The 13865-nt window shown below is 71.9% G+C and carries 16 protein-coding genes and 1 pseudogene; 9 read left to right on the top strand and 8 right to left on the bottom strand.

Annotated features, from left to right (window positions below; all coding sequences use genetic code 11):
- Nucleotides 1-177 precede the first annotated feature (177 nt).
- On the bottom strand, nucleotides 178-549 hold the full coding sequence (locus ACIQVL_RS23125) for a GntR family transcriptional regulator (RefSeq protein WP_403429190.1): 372 nt from the start codon (nucleotides 547-549) through the stop codon (nucleotides 178-180).
- Nucleotides 550-618: 69 nt separating this feature from the next.
- Between ACIQVL_RS23125 and ACIQVL_RS23120 the strand changes: the two genes are divergently transcribed.
- A complete protein-coding gene (locus tag ACIQVL_RS23120) occupies nucleotides 619-1548 on the top strand; it encodes a GNAT family N-acetyltransferase (RefSeq protein ID WP_403429189.1) in 930 nt (309 codons plus the stop codon).
- A complete protein-coding gene (locus tag ACIQVL_RS23115) occupies nucleotides 1529-2038 on the top strand; it encodes a DUF402 domain-containing protein (RefSeq protein ID WP_403429188.1) in 510 nt (169 codons plus the stop codon). Before ACIQVL_RS23120 ends, ACIQVL_RS23115 begins: the two co-directional genes overlap by 20 nt.
- Nucleotides 2039-2045: 7 nt before the next feature.
- Here ACIQVL_RS23115 and ACIQVL_RS23110 read toward each other — a convergent pair whose 3' ends face one another.
- Nucleotides 2046-2660 (bottom strand): class I SAM-dependent methyltransferase, encoded by a 615-nt coding sequence (locus ACIQVL_RS23110; protein WP_403476247.1) that lies wholly within the window; start codon nucleotides 2658-2660, stop codon nucleotides 2046-2048.
- A gap of 140 nt (nucleotides 2661-2800) precedes the next feature.
- Here ACIQVL_RS23110 and ACIQVL_RS23105 point away from each other — a divergent pair, with 140 nt between their 5' ends.
- Nucleotides 2801-2935 carry a hypothetical protein gene (locus ACIQVL_RS23105; RefSeq protein ID WP_089102986.1) on the top strand — a complete coding sequence of 45 codons (135 nt, stop codon included), beginning with the start codon at nucleotides 2801-2803 and terminating at the stop codon, nucleotides 2933-2935.
- Nucleotides 2936-2957: 22 nt separating this feature from the next.
- Here the strand turns inward: ACIQVL_RS23105 and ACIQVL_RS23100 are convergent, their stop codons facing one another.
- The gene (locus ACIQVL_RS23100) at nucleotides 2958-3407 is read right to left on the bottom strand and encodes a GNAT family N-acetyltransferase (protein ID WP_403429184.1); all 450 of its coding nucleotides are present in this window, start codon (nucleotides 3405-3407) and stop codon (nucleotides 2958-2960) included.
- 182 nt (nucleotides 3408-3589) lie between these two features.
- Here ACIQVL_RS23100 and ACIQVL_RS23095 point away from each other — a divergent pair, with 182 nt between their 5' ends.
- Complete coding sequence (locus tag ACIQVL_RS23095; RefSeq protein ID WP_403429183.1) at nucleotides 3590-3718, top strand: hypothetical protein; 129 nt, start codon at nucleotides 3590-3592, stop codon at nucleotides 3716-3718.
- A gap of 74 nt (nucleotides 3719-3792) precedes the next feature.
- On the opposite strand, the gene ACIQVL_RS23090 is transcribed toward ACIQVL_RS23095, so the two are convergent.
- Together ACIQVL_RS23090 and ACIQVL_RS23085 are read right to left on the bottom strand one after the other, a co-directional pair.
- Nucleotides 3793-4653 (bottom strand): esterase/lipase family protein, encoded by an 861-nt coding sequence (locus ACIQVL_RS23090; RefSeq protein ID WP_403429181.1) that lies wholly within the window; start codon nucleotides 4651-4653, stop codon nucleotides 3793-3795.
- A 170-nt stretch (nucleotides 4654-4823) separates the two neighbouring features.
- Nucleotides 4824-5270 (bottom strand): MarR family winged helix-turn-helix transcriptional regulator, encoded by a 447-nt coding sequence (locus tag ACIQVL_RS23085; protein WP_403429180.1) that lies wholly within the window; start codon nucleotides 5268-5270, stop codon nucleotides 4824-4826.
- Between the two features lie 85 nt (nucleotides 5271-5355).
- Here ACIQVL_RS23085 and ACIQVL_RS23080 point away from each other — a divergent pair, with 85 nt between their 5' ends.
- The 4 genes from ACIQVL_RS23080 to ACIQVL_RS23065 all read left to right on the top strand — a co-directional run bounded on the left by ACIQVL_RS23080 (nucleotide 5356) and on the right by ACIQVL_RS23065 (nucleotide 11547).
- Nucleotides 5356-5730: a cupin domain-containing protein gene (locus tag ACIQVL_RS23080; RefSeq protein WP_403476246.1), complete on the top strand. Its 375-nt coding sequence runs from the start codon at nucleotides 5356-5358 to the stop codon at nucleotides 5728-5730.
- A 455-nt stretch (nucleotides 5731-6185) separates the two neighbouring features.
- A complete protein-coding gene (locus ACIQVL_RS23075) occupies nucleotides 6186-9650 on the top strand; it encodes a DNA polymerase III subunit alpha (protein WP_403476245.1) in 3465 nt (1154 codons plus the stop codon).
- A complete protein-coding gene (locus ACIQVL_RS23070) occupies nucleotides 9647-10627 on the top strand; it encodes a DNA polymerase thumb domain-containing protein (RefSeq protein ID WP_403429175.1) in 981 nt (326 codons plus the stop codon). Before ACIQVL_RS23075 ends, ACIQVL_RS23070 begins: the two co-directional genes overlap by 4 nt.
- A 347-nt stretch (nucleotides 10628-10974) precedes the next feature.
- Complete coding sequence (locus ACIQVL_RS23065; protein ID WP_403429174.1) at nucleotides 10975-11547, top strand: TetR/AcrR family transcriptional regulator; 573 nt, start codon at nucleotides 10975-10977, stop codon at nucleotides 11545-11547.
- Nucleotides 11548-11739: 192 nt separating this feature from the next.
- On the opposite strand, the pseudogene ACIQVL_RS23060 reads toward ACIQVL_RS23065, so the two are convergent.
- Together ACIQVL_RS23060 and ACIQVL_RS23055 are read right to left on the bottom strand one after the other, a co-directional pair.
- Nucleotides 11740-12012: pseudogene (locus tag ACIQVL_RS23060) on the bottom strand (CoA transferase); the annotation flags it as partial.
- Entirely contained in the window at nucleotides 11958-12287 is a 330-nt protein-coding gene (locus ACIQVL_RS23055; protein WP_403476398.1) for a hypothetical protein, read from the bottom strand. The pseudogene ACIQVL_RS23060 and the gene ACIQVL_RS23055, both read right to left, overlap by 55 nt.
- Before the next feature lie 165 nt (nucleotides 12288-12452).
- Between ACIQVL_RS23055 and ACIQVL_RS23050 the strand changes: the two genes are divergently transcribed.
- On the top strand, nucleotides 12453-13634 hold the full coding sequence (locus ACIQVL_RS23050; RefSeq protein ID WP_403429172.1) for an acyl-CoA dehydrogenase family protein: 1182 nt from the start codon (nucleotides 12453-12455) through the stop codon (nucleotides 13632-13634).
- On the opposite strand, the gene ACIQVL_RS23045 is transcribed toward ACIQVL_RS23050, so the two are convergent.
- Complete coding sequence (locus ACIQVL_RS23045; protein ID WP_403429170.1) at nucleotides 13609-13848, bottom strand: hypothetical protein; 240 nt, start codon at nucleotides 13846-13848, stop codon at nucleotides 13609-13611. The two genes, ACIQVL_RS23050 and ACIQVL_RS23045, sit on opposite strands and share 26 nt — an antisense overlap.
- Between the last annotated feature and the right edge of the window lie 17 nt (nucleotides 13849-13865).

Raw genomic sequence — 13865 nt, 5'->3', positions numbered from 1 at the left:
ACGTGGCCGAACACCGCCGGACACCACCGACCTGCCCGAACACCCCCAGACACCACCGACCTGCCCGAACACCCCCAGACACCACCGACGTAGCCGGACACCGTCGGCTCTTTCCTCCCGTCGCAACGGCGATCAGCCACGACGGCGGAATCCGGCGGTGCCCAGCCGCCCTCGGCCTCAGCCCTCCCCGTACGCCGCCCGCACCGCGTCCCGCACCGCGGTCAGCGCCTCCTCCTCGGCCAGTCCCAGCCGCCGCGCCCGCTCTGCGTAGGCCTGGGCGGCCAGCGACGCCTCGCGCTCCGCGGCCGAGCCCGCCGCGGCGACGAACGTGCCGTTGCGCCCCCGCGTCTCGATCACCCCGTCGGTCTCCAGGGCCCGGTACGCCTTGGCCACCGTGTTCACCGCCAGGCCCAGCGACTCGGCCAGCCCCCTGACCGTCGGCAGCCGGTACCCCACCGGCAGCACCCCGCCCCGCGCCTGCTCGGAGATCTGCGCCCGTACCTGTTCGTACGGCGGCGCGCTGTCATCAATGTGGATCTTCAAGGTCACGGCCCGATTCTCCCGCAACCGCCGGAAAATGAGAGGCATCCCGCACACGTCCCGCATAGCGTGCGCCCCATGACAGTGATCGTGCGTGACCTGCGCCCCGACGTCCGGTCCGACGCCGAGGGCTTCGCCCGGGTCCGGCGGCTCGCCCTCCCCTTCATGCTGTTCACCCCGGAGTCGCTGGTCCACGACCTCACGCACACCCACCCCGACGCCCACTTCCGCCAGCTGGTCGCGGAGGAGGACGGCGAGGTCGTCGGCACCGCCCAGGTCGGCCTCGCCCACGAGAGCACGGAGCCGGGCCAGGGCTTCGCCAACGTCTACGTGCATCCGGAGCGCACCGGCCGGGGCGCCGGCACCCTGCTGGCCCGTACGGCGGAGGCGCACCTGTCGGCCGTCGGCGCGAGCACCTCCTACGCCTGGGTCCTGGACGCCCCGTCCAACCGCGCCTTCGCCGAGCGCCGCGGCTACACCGCGAGCCGCTCCGCCCACTTCCTCCAGCTCGACCTCGCGCACGGCGCGCTCCCCCCGCTGCGGACTCCCCCGCCCGGCGTGGAGCTGCGCACCGGCGCCGACTTCGCCGACGACCCGCGCCCGCTCTTCGCCCTCGACGCGGAGACGACGCGGGACGAACCGAGCGACATCGACACGGAGTTCGCCGACTACCGGGCCTGGCTGGACGGCACCTGGCGGCACCCGCTGTTCAGCCGCGAGCTGACCTCGGTGGTCCTGGTCGACGGCCGCCCCGCCGCCTTCAGCGCGGCCCGCACCGACGGCGGCACCCGGTACGGCACCGTCATGACCGGCACCGCCCGCGCCTTCCGCGGCCGGGGGCTGGCCAAGCTCGCAAAGAACGACTCACTGCACCGCGCCCGTGCCGCCGGCTTCACCCAGGCGTTCACGGGCAACGACAGCGGCAACGGCCCGATGCTCGCGATCAACAAGTGGTTCGGGTACGGCATCTGCGCGACGGAGGTCAGGTATGTCCGCGAACTCGGCTGAGCCGGCCGGCACGGTGGACGTCGTGCTGGTCAAGGCGGGCCGCACGAAGATCCGTTACCCCGCCGGGCTGCTGCACGACGACGGCGTCCGGATCGCCGTACGCGCCCCCTGGGCCGGTGACACGCCCCGCGACTTCGGCTTCGTCCGCTTCGAACAGGGCGACGTCTTCACCGAGTTCTACTGGCGGGACCGCTGGTACGCGGTGAAGGAGGTCCGCGCGGCCGACGGCACGCTGAAGGGCTGGTACTGCGACGTCACCCGTCCCGCGACGCTCGGCGGCGGCCGGCTGGTCGTCGAGGACCTCGACCTGGACCTGTGGCGCTCCGCCGACGGCACGGACGTACGCCGCCTGGACGAGGACGAGTTCGCCGGGAGCGGTCTTGCGGAGCGGGACCCGGAGGCCGCGGCGGCGGCCGTGGCCGCGCTCGACACGCTGGAGGCCCTGGCCCGGAAGCCGGATTTCGCCGCCCTGCTGTCCCTGCTGCCGTGAAGCTCCCTCACACCGTCGCCACCACCGCGTACCGCTCGTCGTCCACCTCTCTGCCCCACAGTGCCGCCACCGCGGACAGCGGCTCCACGCGCACGTCCGCGGCGAGCGGTGCGAGGAGGGCGGTGAGCCGGCCGGCGGGTATGCCGACCGGGGTCACGGTCCCCCACACCCCCTCCACCAGCACGAACCGTCCCCCGGGCCGCAGCAGACCCCGCCAGTGCCGCAGTACGCGCGCGGGGTCGGGCAGCGCCCACAGCACATGCCGTACGAGAACGACGTCGAAGAGCAGCTCGCCCACCGGCGGTGCCGCCGCGTCGCCGAGCAGGAACACCGCGTCACGGCCGGCCAGCTTGGCGCGGGCCCGCTCCACCATCGCCGGGGAGCCGTCGATCCCGGTGACGCGGTGGCCCTGCTCGGCGGCGAGGAGGGCCAGGCTGCCGGTGCCGCAGCCGAGGTCGAGGAGGTCGGCGGGGCGTTCGGGCAGCCAGGCCCGCAGCCGTGCCGCCCAGGCCGTGCGGACCTCGGGCGTGCGGAGGCCGTGATCCGGCTCCTCGTCGAACCGGGCCGCCTCGGCATCCCAGTCGACACCCACCGCAACCGTCCGATCACTTTCATTCCTCATGCCCCCAGCGTGACACCCACCACTGACACTCGACCCGTGTGACAGCGACCACTGACAGACCGGCAACGATGAGGAACTCTCACCAAAAGCGTCTATCTCCGTGACATCACGGAACTCGGTAGGCGCTGAAGGAGGCAGCCATGCGCCGCACTACTGTGCAGAAGCCCCTGAAGAGGACGGACAGCCGCCGGATCCGCGAGGAGGCCGACGAGCGCCCCGCCGGACGCCCGGAGGTGCGGAAGGACATCGCACGCACCTGGTGGCCGGACGGCTGACCGTGTGCCCCGCCGCGCCCCTTCAGTCCAGCCGCTTGCGGTAGTGGACGCGGTCGTAGGGCCCGTCCATCCGCCGCTCGACGACCTCGTACCCGTACTTCGGGTAGATCCTCCGGTTCTCCCACATCAACGCATTCGTACAGAGCCTGATCTCGGGCAGGCCGAGCGCACGCGCGCGTGCCTCCACGAACTCCAGCAGCCGCCGCCCCACCCCCGTGCCGCGCGCGTCGGGGTGGACGGCGATGCTGTCGAGGAACAGGTGGTCGTCGTGGGCCTCGATGACGACGAGCCCGGTCACCGGCTCCCCGACCACGAACACCCGGCCCGCGGCCACATTCGCCATGTGGTCCGCCTCCATGGGCTGCGGCACCACACCGATCCGTGCGATGTAGTGGCGGTACGCCATGTCGGTCACGGCCTTCACGGCCGGTACGTCGGCGGGCCGGGCGGGCCGGATCTCGTCGTTCGTCATGGCGTGAACGCTAGCTACCTCAGCGCAGTCCGAACACTCCCTTAAGGCGACCATAAGGATCTCCGTCGCCCGCTCCCAGCAGGCGATTCCACGGTTCCTTGGGGCTAGCTTTCTGATCGCCCCCCACGGGATCCGCCCGGCGGGACCGAGCCCGCCCGAGGACCGTTCCGAGGAGTCTCCGCATGCTCGCAACACGCCGTCAGGCCGCCGTCGCCGCCTCGCCCGGCATGGCTATCGGCGGGGCGGCCGCCCCGGCCCTGGGCTCCAGCGCGCTCTTCCTGTCGGTACGGCGGCGGGCGCCCCGGCGCTGACCCCCTCATGGTTCCGGGGCCTGACCGGCGGCTCAGGCCGGACAGGCCCCGGCGGCGTTCAGTTGGGCAGCGGCTCAGCTGAACGCCGACGCACAGCTGGTGGCGGTGGCGTGGGCCGGGTCGAGCGCGTTGGCCACCTCGTGGAAGGCGATCCGGTCGAAGAGCCCGATCGCCACGTGCTCGGAGAGGTCGAGCGAACAGAGGTCCTGGAGCAGGACGTTGTGGACGTCGGAGCCGCTCAGGAACTGGCTCTGCCAGGGCGTGGCCACCTCGTCGTACTTGGTGGAGATGACCGTGTAGTGCACACCGGGGACGGTGTCGCCGCCCGCGTTGAGCTTGGTGAGGAAGGCGGAGCCGGGGATCTGGTCGGCGAGGCCGGGGGTGGTGGCCTTGATCAGGTCCGAGGCGCCGGGGAAGTACGGCAGCAGGTTGGTGAGGCCGCTGAGGGTGGCGCCGTGGTTGTCGGGGGCAAGGCCGACGAGGGCGTTCACCTTGGCGGCGCCGCCGAGGAACCTCAGGTAGTAGCGGGGCATCATGCCGCCCTGGGAGTGGCCGACGAGGTCGGCCTTGGCGGCGCCGGTCGCGGCGAGCACTTTGTCTACGAAGGCGGAGAGCTGCTCTGCCGACTTGTCGATGGGGCCGAGGCCGTAGAAGACGGGGACGCCGGACAGCTGGCCGTAGTCGAGGGAGAAGACGCAGTAGCCGCGGTCCTCCAGGTACGGGGCGAGGGAGAGCCAGTTGTCGACGGAGTTGCCGAGGGTGCCGTGGACCAGGATCACCGGGCGGGGGTGGGCGGCGGAGGGACGGCAGGAGTAGTCGTTCCAGCCGGTGGTGGGGGCACTGGAGGCGTGGGCGGTGGCGGCGGGAACGGTGGCGACGGCGGCGGCGAGGAGCAGCGCGGTGAGGGGTCTGAGCACTCGTTTCCAGGGCAGCATCGGGTGATCTCCTTGCGGCTCAAGGGAGGTACGACGGCCTTACGCCCTGTGATCCGGATCACGAAGGATGCTGTTCACTCATCAAGTTACGGACGAGTAGTGCAAGCGTGAAGTTACGCGTCGGTAAAACTTCCGAGTAACCGGTCGCACGCCACTCGCCTGACGGGATGTCACCAGCTGGGCCTGAGGGGACCATAGGGCGCGATACGGGCCAAACACTCCCGCAACACGCGCACTTCCCTCTCCCCCAGCACCTCGCCCCAGTCCCGCACGACCTCCGCGGCCGCCTCCTCCGCGGCCCGCGTGCACGCCCACCCCCGCTCGGTCAGCACGACCAGCCGCGCCCGCGCGTCCCCGGGGTGCGGCCGGCGCTCGGCATACCCCCTGCGCACGATCTCATCGACAAGTTGACTCGCCGCCTGCTTGGTCACCCCGAGGTGCACGGCGAGTTCGGTGACGGTGGCCCCACCCGGGGCCAGCCGCGCGAAGGCGAAGCCGTGGGCAGGCCTCATCCCCTCGAAGCCGCGGGCGACGACCCCGTCATTGATACGCCGGGTCAGCTCACCGGCTGCGGCGAGCAGGGCTGCGGACAGGGCCATGGCCTCGGAGTTCTGCACGGAGGCATTGAAACACCCTTGACGTATCGGTCAAGTTGCTTGACCATATAGTCAAGCAACTTGACCACTTCTCCGGGAGGCACCCATGCCCGTCGTCCGCTCCGCCGAGGCCACCACCCACGAGATCCACGGCGCCCGCTTCGTCTCGTACGCCACTCCCCGCAGCGGCAGCAAGGAACTGTGCGCCTGGCGGGGGGAGATACCGGCCGGGACCAGGGCGCCCGCCCACACCGTCAACCGGGAGGAGATCCTCCACCTGCTCGTCGGCGAGCTCCTGATCACGCTCGACGGCCACACCGACCGCGTCCGGGCCGGCGACACCGTCATCGTCAACCCCGGCGCCACCCTCACCGTCGAGAACCCGACCGGCCACACCGCGCTCACCTGGGTCACCACCTCCGTCGGCCTGGAGGCCGAACTGGCCGACGGCAGCAGGATCGTGCCGCCGTGGGCCAACTGACCCACCGGAACCGACGGCCTCACCGCCCCGCAGTCGCGCAGAACCCGTACACGGCAGAGCAGGACACGCCGACCCGCGCCCCCTGTGCACAGGCCGCCGAGGGCAGGCCGCCCCGCCCTCCCGACCGCCGGGCACAGGAGCCGGACCCGAAGACCCCGCGCCGCGGTCGGCCGTCGCCCGAGCAGCAACCCCCTCGCCGAGGCGGAAGGCCACGCCGTCACGGTGCCGCCCGTCCGGGCAGCCCGCCGCTCTCCGCCACACGTCCGCCCGTCACAGCCGTACGGGAACCGGGCCGGCCACACCGAGGTGCAACCGCCCGCCCAGCCGTCCGAGCGAGGCGACACCCTCTCTCGAATCGCATGAATGTTCGATGAGGTCTATTGTGGTGTCGCCGCCCCGGAGAGACCGGAGTGGCGATGCGGAGGCAGGGGGCAGTCAGTGGCGAGGTGGTCCAGGTGCGCGGATTTACGCATCTGCACGCCGTCTCCGGGTTCTCCCTGCGGTACGGCGCCTCGCATCCCGAGCAGCTCGCCGAGCGGGCCGCCGAGCGTGGGATGGACGCGGTCGCCCTGACCGACCGGGACACCCTCAGCGGTGCCGTCCGCTTCGCCAAGGCCGCAGGTCGAACCGGCATCCGGCCCTTGTTCGGGGTGAATCTCGCCGTGGCGGCGCCTTTCGAAGCGACGGGCCGTACGGAGCGGCGGCGTACACCGGCTCGTGGCGGCGCGTTCGTGGACGAGTCCGCGCAACGCGTGGTCTTCCTGGCGCGCGACGGAGCTCCCGGCTGGGCCGACCTCTGCCGACTGGTGAGTGCCGCGCATGCCGATACGGAAGGAGGCAGGCGTCCTCTGCTGCCCTGGGGAGCCGCCGGCGGGGAGCATGTCACGGTACTGCTCGGCCCCGGCTCGGATGTCGGTCGTGCCCTGGCGGCCGGGCGGCCGGACCGCGCCGCCCGACTGCTCGCACCCTGGCGGGAGCGGTACGGGGACGCGGCGCTGCGCATCGAGGTCGTCTGTCACGGCCTCAGCGGTACCGGCCCCGGCTCGCTGCGGCTCGCGGCCCGTGCCCTCGGTTTCGCCGTCGACCAGCGGCTCACCCCGGTCCTGAGCAACGCGGTCCGCTACGCCGACCCCGGCCAGGGGCAGGTGGCGGACGTCCTGGACTCCGCACGCCGTCTGGTGCCCATCGATCCGCGCGGCACGCACGACTGCGGTGAGAGGTGGCTCAAGCCCGCCGCGGACATGGCGCGTATGGCCGAACAGGTGGCCGAGGCCGCCGGATACCGTGCGAACACCGCCCGCCGGCTGCTGGAGGTCACCGAGGAGACCGCCGCCGCCTGTCGCGTCGACCCCGAGGACGACCTGGGGCTCGGCCGTGTGCACTTCCCCGAGCCGGCACTCGTCGGCGCACAGCGGCGCACCCCCGAGCGGGTGCTGCGTTCGAAGTGCACCGCCGCCATGCTGCTGCACCGCTACGACCGTGACCGCCGTCGCTGGGAGCGGCTCGAGGACGAGCTGCGCCTGATCGAGAAACTGGGATACGCCTCGTACTTCCTCACCGTCGCCCAGGTCGTCGCCGACACCCGCGGACTCGGCATCCGGGTCGCCGCCCGCGGCTCCGGCGCGGGTTCCCTGGTCAACCATCTCCTCGGGATCGCCACCGCCGACCCCGTCGAACACGGTCTGCTCATGGAGCGCTTCCTGTCCGACCGGCGTACGGAACTGCCGGACATCGACATCGACGTGGAGTCCGCCCGCCGCCTGGAGGTCTACCGGGCGATCATCGACCGCTTCGGACCGGAGCGGGTGGCCGCCGTGTCCATGCCGGAGACCTACCGGGTGCGGCATGCCGTACGGGATGTCGGACTCGCCCTCGGCCTGGATCCTGCCGAGGTGGACCGGCTTGCAAAATCGTTTCCTCACATCCGGGCCCGGGACGCCCGTGCCGCTCTGCAGGAGTTGCCGGAACTGCGCGGCATCGACCCGGAGGCGTACGGCCCGCACATGTGGGACCTGGTCGAGGCCCTGGACGCGCTTCCCCGTGGCATCGCCATGCACCCGTGCGGCGTCCTGCTCTCCGACGCGACCCTGCTGCGCCGCACACCTGTCGTGCCGACCAGCGGCGAGGGCTTCCCGATGTCCCAGTTCGACAAGGAGGACGTGGAGGACCTCGGGCTGCTCAAGCTCGATGTACTCGGAGTGCGGATGCAGTCCGCCATGGCGCATGCCGTCGCCGAGGTCGAGCGGACCACCGGGCACCGTATCGACCTGGACGACGCCGCGCAGGTACCACCGGACGACCCGAAGACGTTCCAGCTGATCAAGTCCTCGCAGACCCTGGGCTGCTTCCAGACCGAGTCGCCCGGCCAGCGCGACCTCATCGCCCGGTTGCAGCCCGAGACCTTCCACGACCTCGTCGTCGACATCTCGCTGTTCCGGCCGGGACCTGTTGCGGCCAACATGGTCGATCCGTTCATAGAAGCCAGGCACGGACGCCAGGCACCACGCTGTCCGCACCCCCACCTGGAGCCCGCGCTGCGGGAGACATACGGCGTCGTGGTCTTCCACGAACAGATCATCCAGATCCTGTCGGTCATGACCGGCTGCACTCTGGCCTTCGGCGACTACACGCGGCGGGCGCTGTCGAACCCCGACCAGGTCGGGCGCGTACGGGCGTGGTTCGCGCAGGAGGCTCGCGGGCGGGGATACGAGGAGGAGGTCGTCGAGCGGACCTGGGAGATCGTCGAGGCGTTCGGAGCGTACGGCTTCTGCAAGGCGCACGCGGTCGCCTTCGCCGTCCCCTCGTACCAGTCGGCCTGGCTGAAGGCGCATCACCCGGCCGCCTTCTACGCCGGGCTGCTCACGCACGACCCCGGGATGTACCCGAAGCGGCTGCTGCTGGCGGACGCGCGACGCTGGGGAGTGCCGATCCTGCCGTTGGACGTGAATGCATCGAACGCCGCCTACAAAATCGAACTGGTGTCTGATGAATGGGACGGTCGGGGCGTTCACGGGCTTCGGCTCGCCCTGTGCGACGTGCGCGGAATGAGCGAGGACGAGGCGGAACGGATCGTCGCAGGGCGCCCGTACGCCTCGCTCCAGGACTTCGTCTCCCGGGCCCGGCCGTCCCGGCCGGTGGCCGAACGCCTCGCCCAGGTCGGCGCGTTGGACACCTTCGGCCGCAATCGCCGCGACCTGCTGCTGCACGTCGCCGAGCTGTACGGCAGCCGGCGCCGCTCTCCGCAGGGGCAGCTCGCGCTGGGCGAGACCGACGCGGCCCCGAGTGCGGTCGCCCCTGCCCACCTGCCCGACCTGGACGACGCCGAACGGCTCGGGGCCGAGCTCGGAGTGCTCGGGATGGACACCTCCCGGCATCTCATGAGCGATCACCGGGAACTGCTGGAGGAGCTCGGCGCGGTTTCCGCGACGCGGCTGAAGGATCTGCCCCACGGACAGGTGGTACTCGTCGCCGGCGCGAAGGGAGCCGTTCAGACCCCGCCGGTCCGTTCGGGCAAGCGCGTCATCTTCACCACGCTCGACGACACGTCGGGGCTGGTGGACTGCGCGTTCTTCGAAGACAGCCACGACGCCTGCGCGCACACCGTCTTCCACTCCTGGCTGCTGCTCGTGCGGGGGGTGGTGCAGCGCCGCGGCGGGGGCAACGGCAAGGCGCTGTCGGTGACCGGCTCCGCCGCCTGGGACCTTGCCGAACTGGCCGAGTTGCGCCGCGCGAGCGGTCTGCCGGCGGTGACGGAACGGCTCACCGGAACCACCCCGCCACCGGGCAGAGCCACCGACAGCCGCAGCATCCGGCTGGAGACCGGTTATGCGCTGCATCCGTGGGCGGATCTGCAGCCGCCCGGCGAGTCCGTCAAGCAGGGCCGCAAGCTGTGGCACCAGAGCCCGGGGAGCGCAGGATGAGCATCTTGTACATCCACTTCCACGACCTGCGGGACGAGCAGCTCTACAGTCGCCTTCTCGCCCTGCTGGCCGAGTACACCCCCGTGGTGCAGGCGCTGCCACCGGATGCGGCGCTGGCCGACGTCTCCGGCAGCCTGCGGTACTTCGGCACGGACGCCACAGCACTGGCCGAGCGCATCCGGGCCCGCACCGGAGGCCTGTACGGCCTCCGCTCGACCGTCGGTGTCGCCGCCAATCCGCTGCTCGCGCGCATGGTCGCGGCCGACGGTCCGCGCTCGGCGGTACGCACCCTGCCGGACGACATCGGCACGGTCACCGCCTTTCTCGCACACAAGCCCGCCGCCGCCCTGCAGGGCGTGGGACCCGCGACCGCCCGCACCCTGTCCTCGTACGGCCTGGACAGCGTCGGCAGGATCGCCGCCGCGCCGCTCGGCACACTGCAGCGCATCCTGGGCGCCACCGCGGGACGCCGCCTTCACGACGCGGCCCGCGGCCTCGATCCGACACCGGTGGTCCCCTCCGCCCCGCCCCGCTCGATGAGCATCGAACACAGCTTCACCCACGACGAGTTGGCCCGAGAGCGGCAGCGCGCCGCCCTGCTGGACCTCACCGACCGCCTCGGCCTGCGATTGCGCGCCGAGGCCCAGGTGGCCGGCGCTCTCACCCTCACCGTCCGCTACGCGGACCGCTCGACGACGTCCCGTACTCGCAAGCTGCACGAAGCCACCGCCCACACCCGCTCCCTGACAGCGCTCGCCTACGAGCTCCACGACCGGCTCGCCCTCCAGCGCGCCCGCGTCCGCAGCCTCTCCCTGCGGGCGGAGGACCTGGTCCCCGCCGAACTCGCTTCCCGGCAGATGCTGTTCGATCCCGCCGACGAGAAGGCCCGCCGTATCGAGGCCGCCGCCGATCGCGCCCGGGATCGGTTCGGTCCCGCAGTGATACGCCCGGCCGGAGCACGGCCCCACGTCGCATGACCCAGACGCTCCGGCAACCGCTCTCTCCCCACCGGCGCCGACCCGGCCGGCGCCCCGGGGCTTCGTGAGCGGTGAGCCTCCTGCACAAGGCGCGGACCGGAGCGTGCGTCCTGTGCACATTGAGCCGGGCCGGGGGCGGCGGCCACCCTGGTTCCGTCAGTGATCAGGTGCCACCTGGTGACGGCCCCCGGTGCGGGCCCGCTGACGGAGTCACCCAGCCACGGCCGAGGTACCCCGGTCGGCCTCGGGCGTCGAAATCCATCTGCGCTACCTATGAGGCACTGGCCTGCTCAGCTGCGCCGACGATGGTCACACCCCCCGCGAGGGGAAGCCACTACGCTGGCTCCATGCCTTCCTCCCGTCGCACCGCGCGCCAGACCGATCTGCTGGAACGGCTGGTCGCACTGCTGACGGCCGAGGGCTTCGCCTCCTTCACCCTGGACGAGCTGACCGAGCGGCTGCGCTGCTCGAAGACGACGCTGTACCAACTGGCCGACAGCAGGCAGGAATTGGTACGGGAGGCGGTCAAGCACTACTTCCGCGAGGCCACCTCGTCCGTCGAGAAGCAGGTGGCGATCGTCTCGGAGCCCTCGGACCGGGTGGTGGTCTATCTGAACGCGGTCGCCGAGGAGCTCAAGCCGCTGTCCCGGCAGTTCCTCGACGACATGGCCGCTTTCGAGCCCGCCCGCGAGGTGTACGAGGCCAACACGCGCATCGCCGCGGGCCGGCTCAGGCAGCTGATCACGGAGGGCGTCGCCGCCGGAGCCTTCCGCGACGTCCACGCCGCGTTCGTGGGCGAGGTCGTGGCCGCCACCATGCTGGAGATCCAGCGGGGCGAGGTCTCCACCCGTACCGGACTGACCGACTCCGAGGCGTACGCGGAGCTGGCCTCGCTCATCGTCCACGCGGTCTCGCCCTGACCGGGGCCGGTCACGACTGCATGCCCCAGTCGCACAGCACCTCCTCGGTGTCCGCGCCAGGCACCGCCGGGGCCGACGGGAGACGGCTGGGAGTGCGGCGCCCGTGCCGCGCAGCGCGAGCGTCATCCGGGCCGGCAGGGCGACCCCGTCGACCATCGCGGCGTCGACGACCTGTCCGGTCCCGGAACGTGACCGCTCCCAGAGGGCGGCGAGCACGCCGACGACCAGGAGCATGGACCCGCCCCCGAAGTCTCCGACCAAGTTGAGCGGTGGGGACGGCGTGCCGCCGTCGCGGTCGATCGCGTGCAGTACGCCGGTGAGACCGATGTGGTTGAGGTCGTGCCCGGGAGTCTGGGCGAGCGGTCCGTCCTGACCCCACTTGGTGATCCGGGCGTAGAGGGGGCCGGGGTTCAGCGCGCAGTCGTCGGGGCCGACACCGAGCCGTTCCGCGACGTCCGGACGCAGCCCCTCGATGAGGACGTCGGCGCGGGGCAGCGCGCAGTCGTCGGGGCCGACACCGAGCCGTTCCGCGACGTCCGGACGCAGCCCCTCGATGAGGACGTCGGCGCGGGCGGCCAGGGCCAGTACGAGTGCCCGCCCCTAGGGTCGCCCGAGATCCGCGAAGACCGACCAGCGGCCCGCAGCACGACGTCGGTCGCGCCCGGCGGGCCGAGTCGGAGGGCGCGGCGCGCGAGCCGTTCGACACGCACCACGTCAGCTCCGAGATCGGCCAGCACCATGGCCGCGTGCGGGGCGGGCCCGAGCCCGGCGAGCTCGAGAACGCGCGGTCCCGCGAGGGGACCGGCGGATCCGGCCCTGGGAAGCATGGCATTACCGTACCCCAGGCGATACGGTAGTACCGCTTTCCGTATCAATAATTCCCAGCCGCGCCCCGGGGGACCGCCATGCCCGCTACCCGAACCCTCCCCACCGAAGAAGCCGCCGACCTGATCGGACTCACCCGCGAACTGGCCGAGAAGGAACTGGCGCCGCGCGTCGGCGAGGCGGAGGCCGAGGAACGGTTCCCCCGCGAGGTCTTCCGCACCCTCGGCCGCGCCGGCCTGCTGAGCCTGCCCTACCCGGAGGAACACGGCGGCGGTGGCCAGCCGTACGAGATCTACCTCCAGGTCCTCGAAGAGATCGCGGCCGTGTGGTCCAGCGTCGCGGTCGGTGTCTCGGTCCACGTGCTGTCCTGCTACGGCCTCGCCGCCTTCGGCACCCCGGAGCAGAAGCAGGAATGGCTCCCCCGACTGCTCGGCGGCGACCTGCTCGGCGCCTACTGCCTGTCCGAGGCACACGCCGGCTCCGACCCCGGGGCGATGCGCACCCGGGCGGTGCGCGACGGCGACCACTACGTGCTCAACGGTGCCAAGGCCTGGACCACGCACGCCGGGCACGCGGACTTCTACACGGTCATGGCGCGCACGTCCGACGACGGCGCGCACGGCATCTCGTGCTTCCTCGTCCCGGCCGACACCCCCGGCGTGACCGCCGATCCTCCCGAGCGGAAGATGGGCCTGACCGGTTCGGCCACCGCCACCGTGCGCCTGGAGGACGTGCGCATCCCGGCCCGTCGCCGGCTCGGCGCAGAGGGCCAGGGGCTCGCGATCGCGCTGGCCTCGCTGGACTGCGGACGGCTCGGTATCGCGTCGGTGGCGGTCGGCCTGGCGCAGGGCGCACTGGACCACGCCGTGAACTACGCGCAGGAACGCGAGACGTTCGGCCGGGCCATCATCGACCACCAGGGCCTGGCCTTCGTCCTCGCGGACATGGCCGCGGCGGTGCAGTCCGCACGCGCCACCACCCACGCGGCGGCCCGGCTCAAGGACCAGGGTCTGCCGTTCGGCAGCGAGGCGTCCGTCGCCAAGCTGGTGGCCACCGACAACGCCATGCGGGTCACCACCGACGCGGTGCAGGTGCTGGGCGGGTACGGCTACACCCGTGACTTCCCGGTGGAGCGCTACATGCGCGAGGCCAAGGTCATGCAGATCTTCGAAGGCACCAACCAGATCCAGCGCCTGATCATCAGCCGAGCGCTGAAGAAGCACGACCGCGGCACCCTCAGGGTGCGGAACCTGGAGAACTGATGCGCACCGACAACACCGCCGCGATCGTCACCGGCGGAGCGTCCGGCCTCGGCGCCCGCCGTCGACCGCGCCGGTCCTCCTCGTCCAGAACGCCCCGGACGGCGAGCATCTCCAGGACGTAGGTCGCGATGTCGAGGTTGGTGTCGGTCAACAGCACCTTGCCCATCGGCGCGGCGTAGGGCCGGGTCCGGCCGGCCGCGTTCGGCCGGGTCACGCCGCCATGCCGTCGGC

Source organism: Streptomyces sp. NPDC090499, assembly GCF_044769305.1.
GTDB lineage: Bacteria > Actinomycetota > Actinomycetes > Streptomycetales > Streptomycetaceae > Streptomyces.
The sequence above is the reverse complement of the archived record's forward strand: the minus strand, read 5'-3'. Positions and strand labels throughout refer to the sequence as shown.

Coding starts and splice junctions, on each gene's coding strand:
- ACIQVL_RS23120 (WP_403429189.1), top strand. CDS start 619: ATGACAGTGATCGTGCGTGACCTGCGCCCCGACGTCCGGTCCGACGCC.
- ACIQVL_RS23115 (WP_403429188.1), top strand. CDS start 1,529: ATGTCCGCGAACTCGGCTGAGCCGGCCGGCACGGTGGACGTCGTGCTG.
- ACIQVL_RS23110 (WP_403476247.1), bottom strand. CDS start 2,660: ATGAGGAATGAAAGTGATCGGACGGTTGCGGTGGGTGTCGACTGGGAT.
- ACIQVL_RS23105 (WP_089102986.1), top strand. CDS start 2,801: ATGCGCCGCACTACTGTGCAGAAGCCCCTGAAGAGGACGGACAGCCGC.
- ACIQVL_RS23100 (WP_403429184.1), bottom strand. CDS start 3,407: ATGACGAACGACGAGATCCGGCCCGCCCGGCCCGCCGACGTACCGGCC.
- ACIQVL_RS23095 (WP_403429183.1), top strand. CDS start 3,590: ATGCTCGCAACACGCCGTCAGGCCGCCGTCGCCGCCTCGCCCGGCATG.
- ACIQVL_RS23090 (WP_403429181.1), bottom strand. CDS start 4,653: ATGCTGCCCTGGAAACGAGTGCTCAGACCCCTCACCGCGCTGCTCCTC.
- ACIQVL_RS23080 (WP_403476246.1), top strand. CDS start 5,356: ATGCCCGTCGTCCGCTCCGCCGAGGCCACCACCCACGAGATCCACGGC.
- ACIQVL_RS23070 (WP_403429175.1), top strand. CDS start 9,647: ATGAGCATCTTGTACATCCACTTCCACGACCTGCGGGACGAGCAGCTC.
- ACIQVL_RS23065 (WP_403429174.1), top strand. CDS start 10,975: ATGCCTTCCTCCCGTCGCACCGCGCGCCAGACCGATCTGCTGGAACGG.
- ACIQVL_RS23055 (WP_403476398.1), bottom strand. CDS start 12,287: ATGGTGCTGGCCGATCTCGGAGCTGACGTGGTGCGTGTCGAACGGCTC.
- ACIQVL_RS23050 (WP_403429172.1), top strand. CDS start 12,453: ATGCCCGCTACCCGAACCCTCCCCACCGAAGAAGCCGCCGACCTGATC.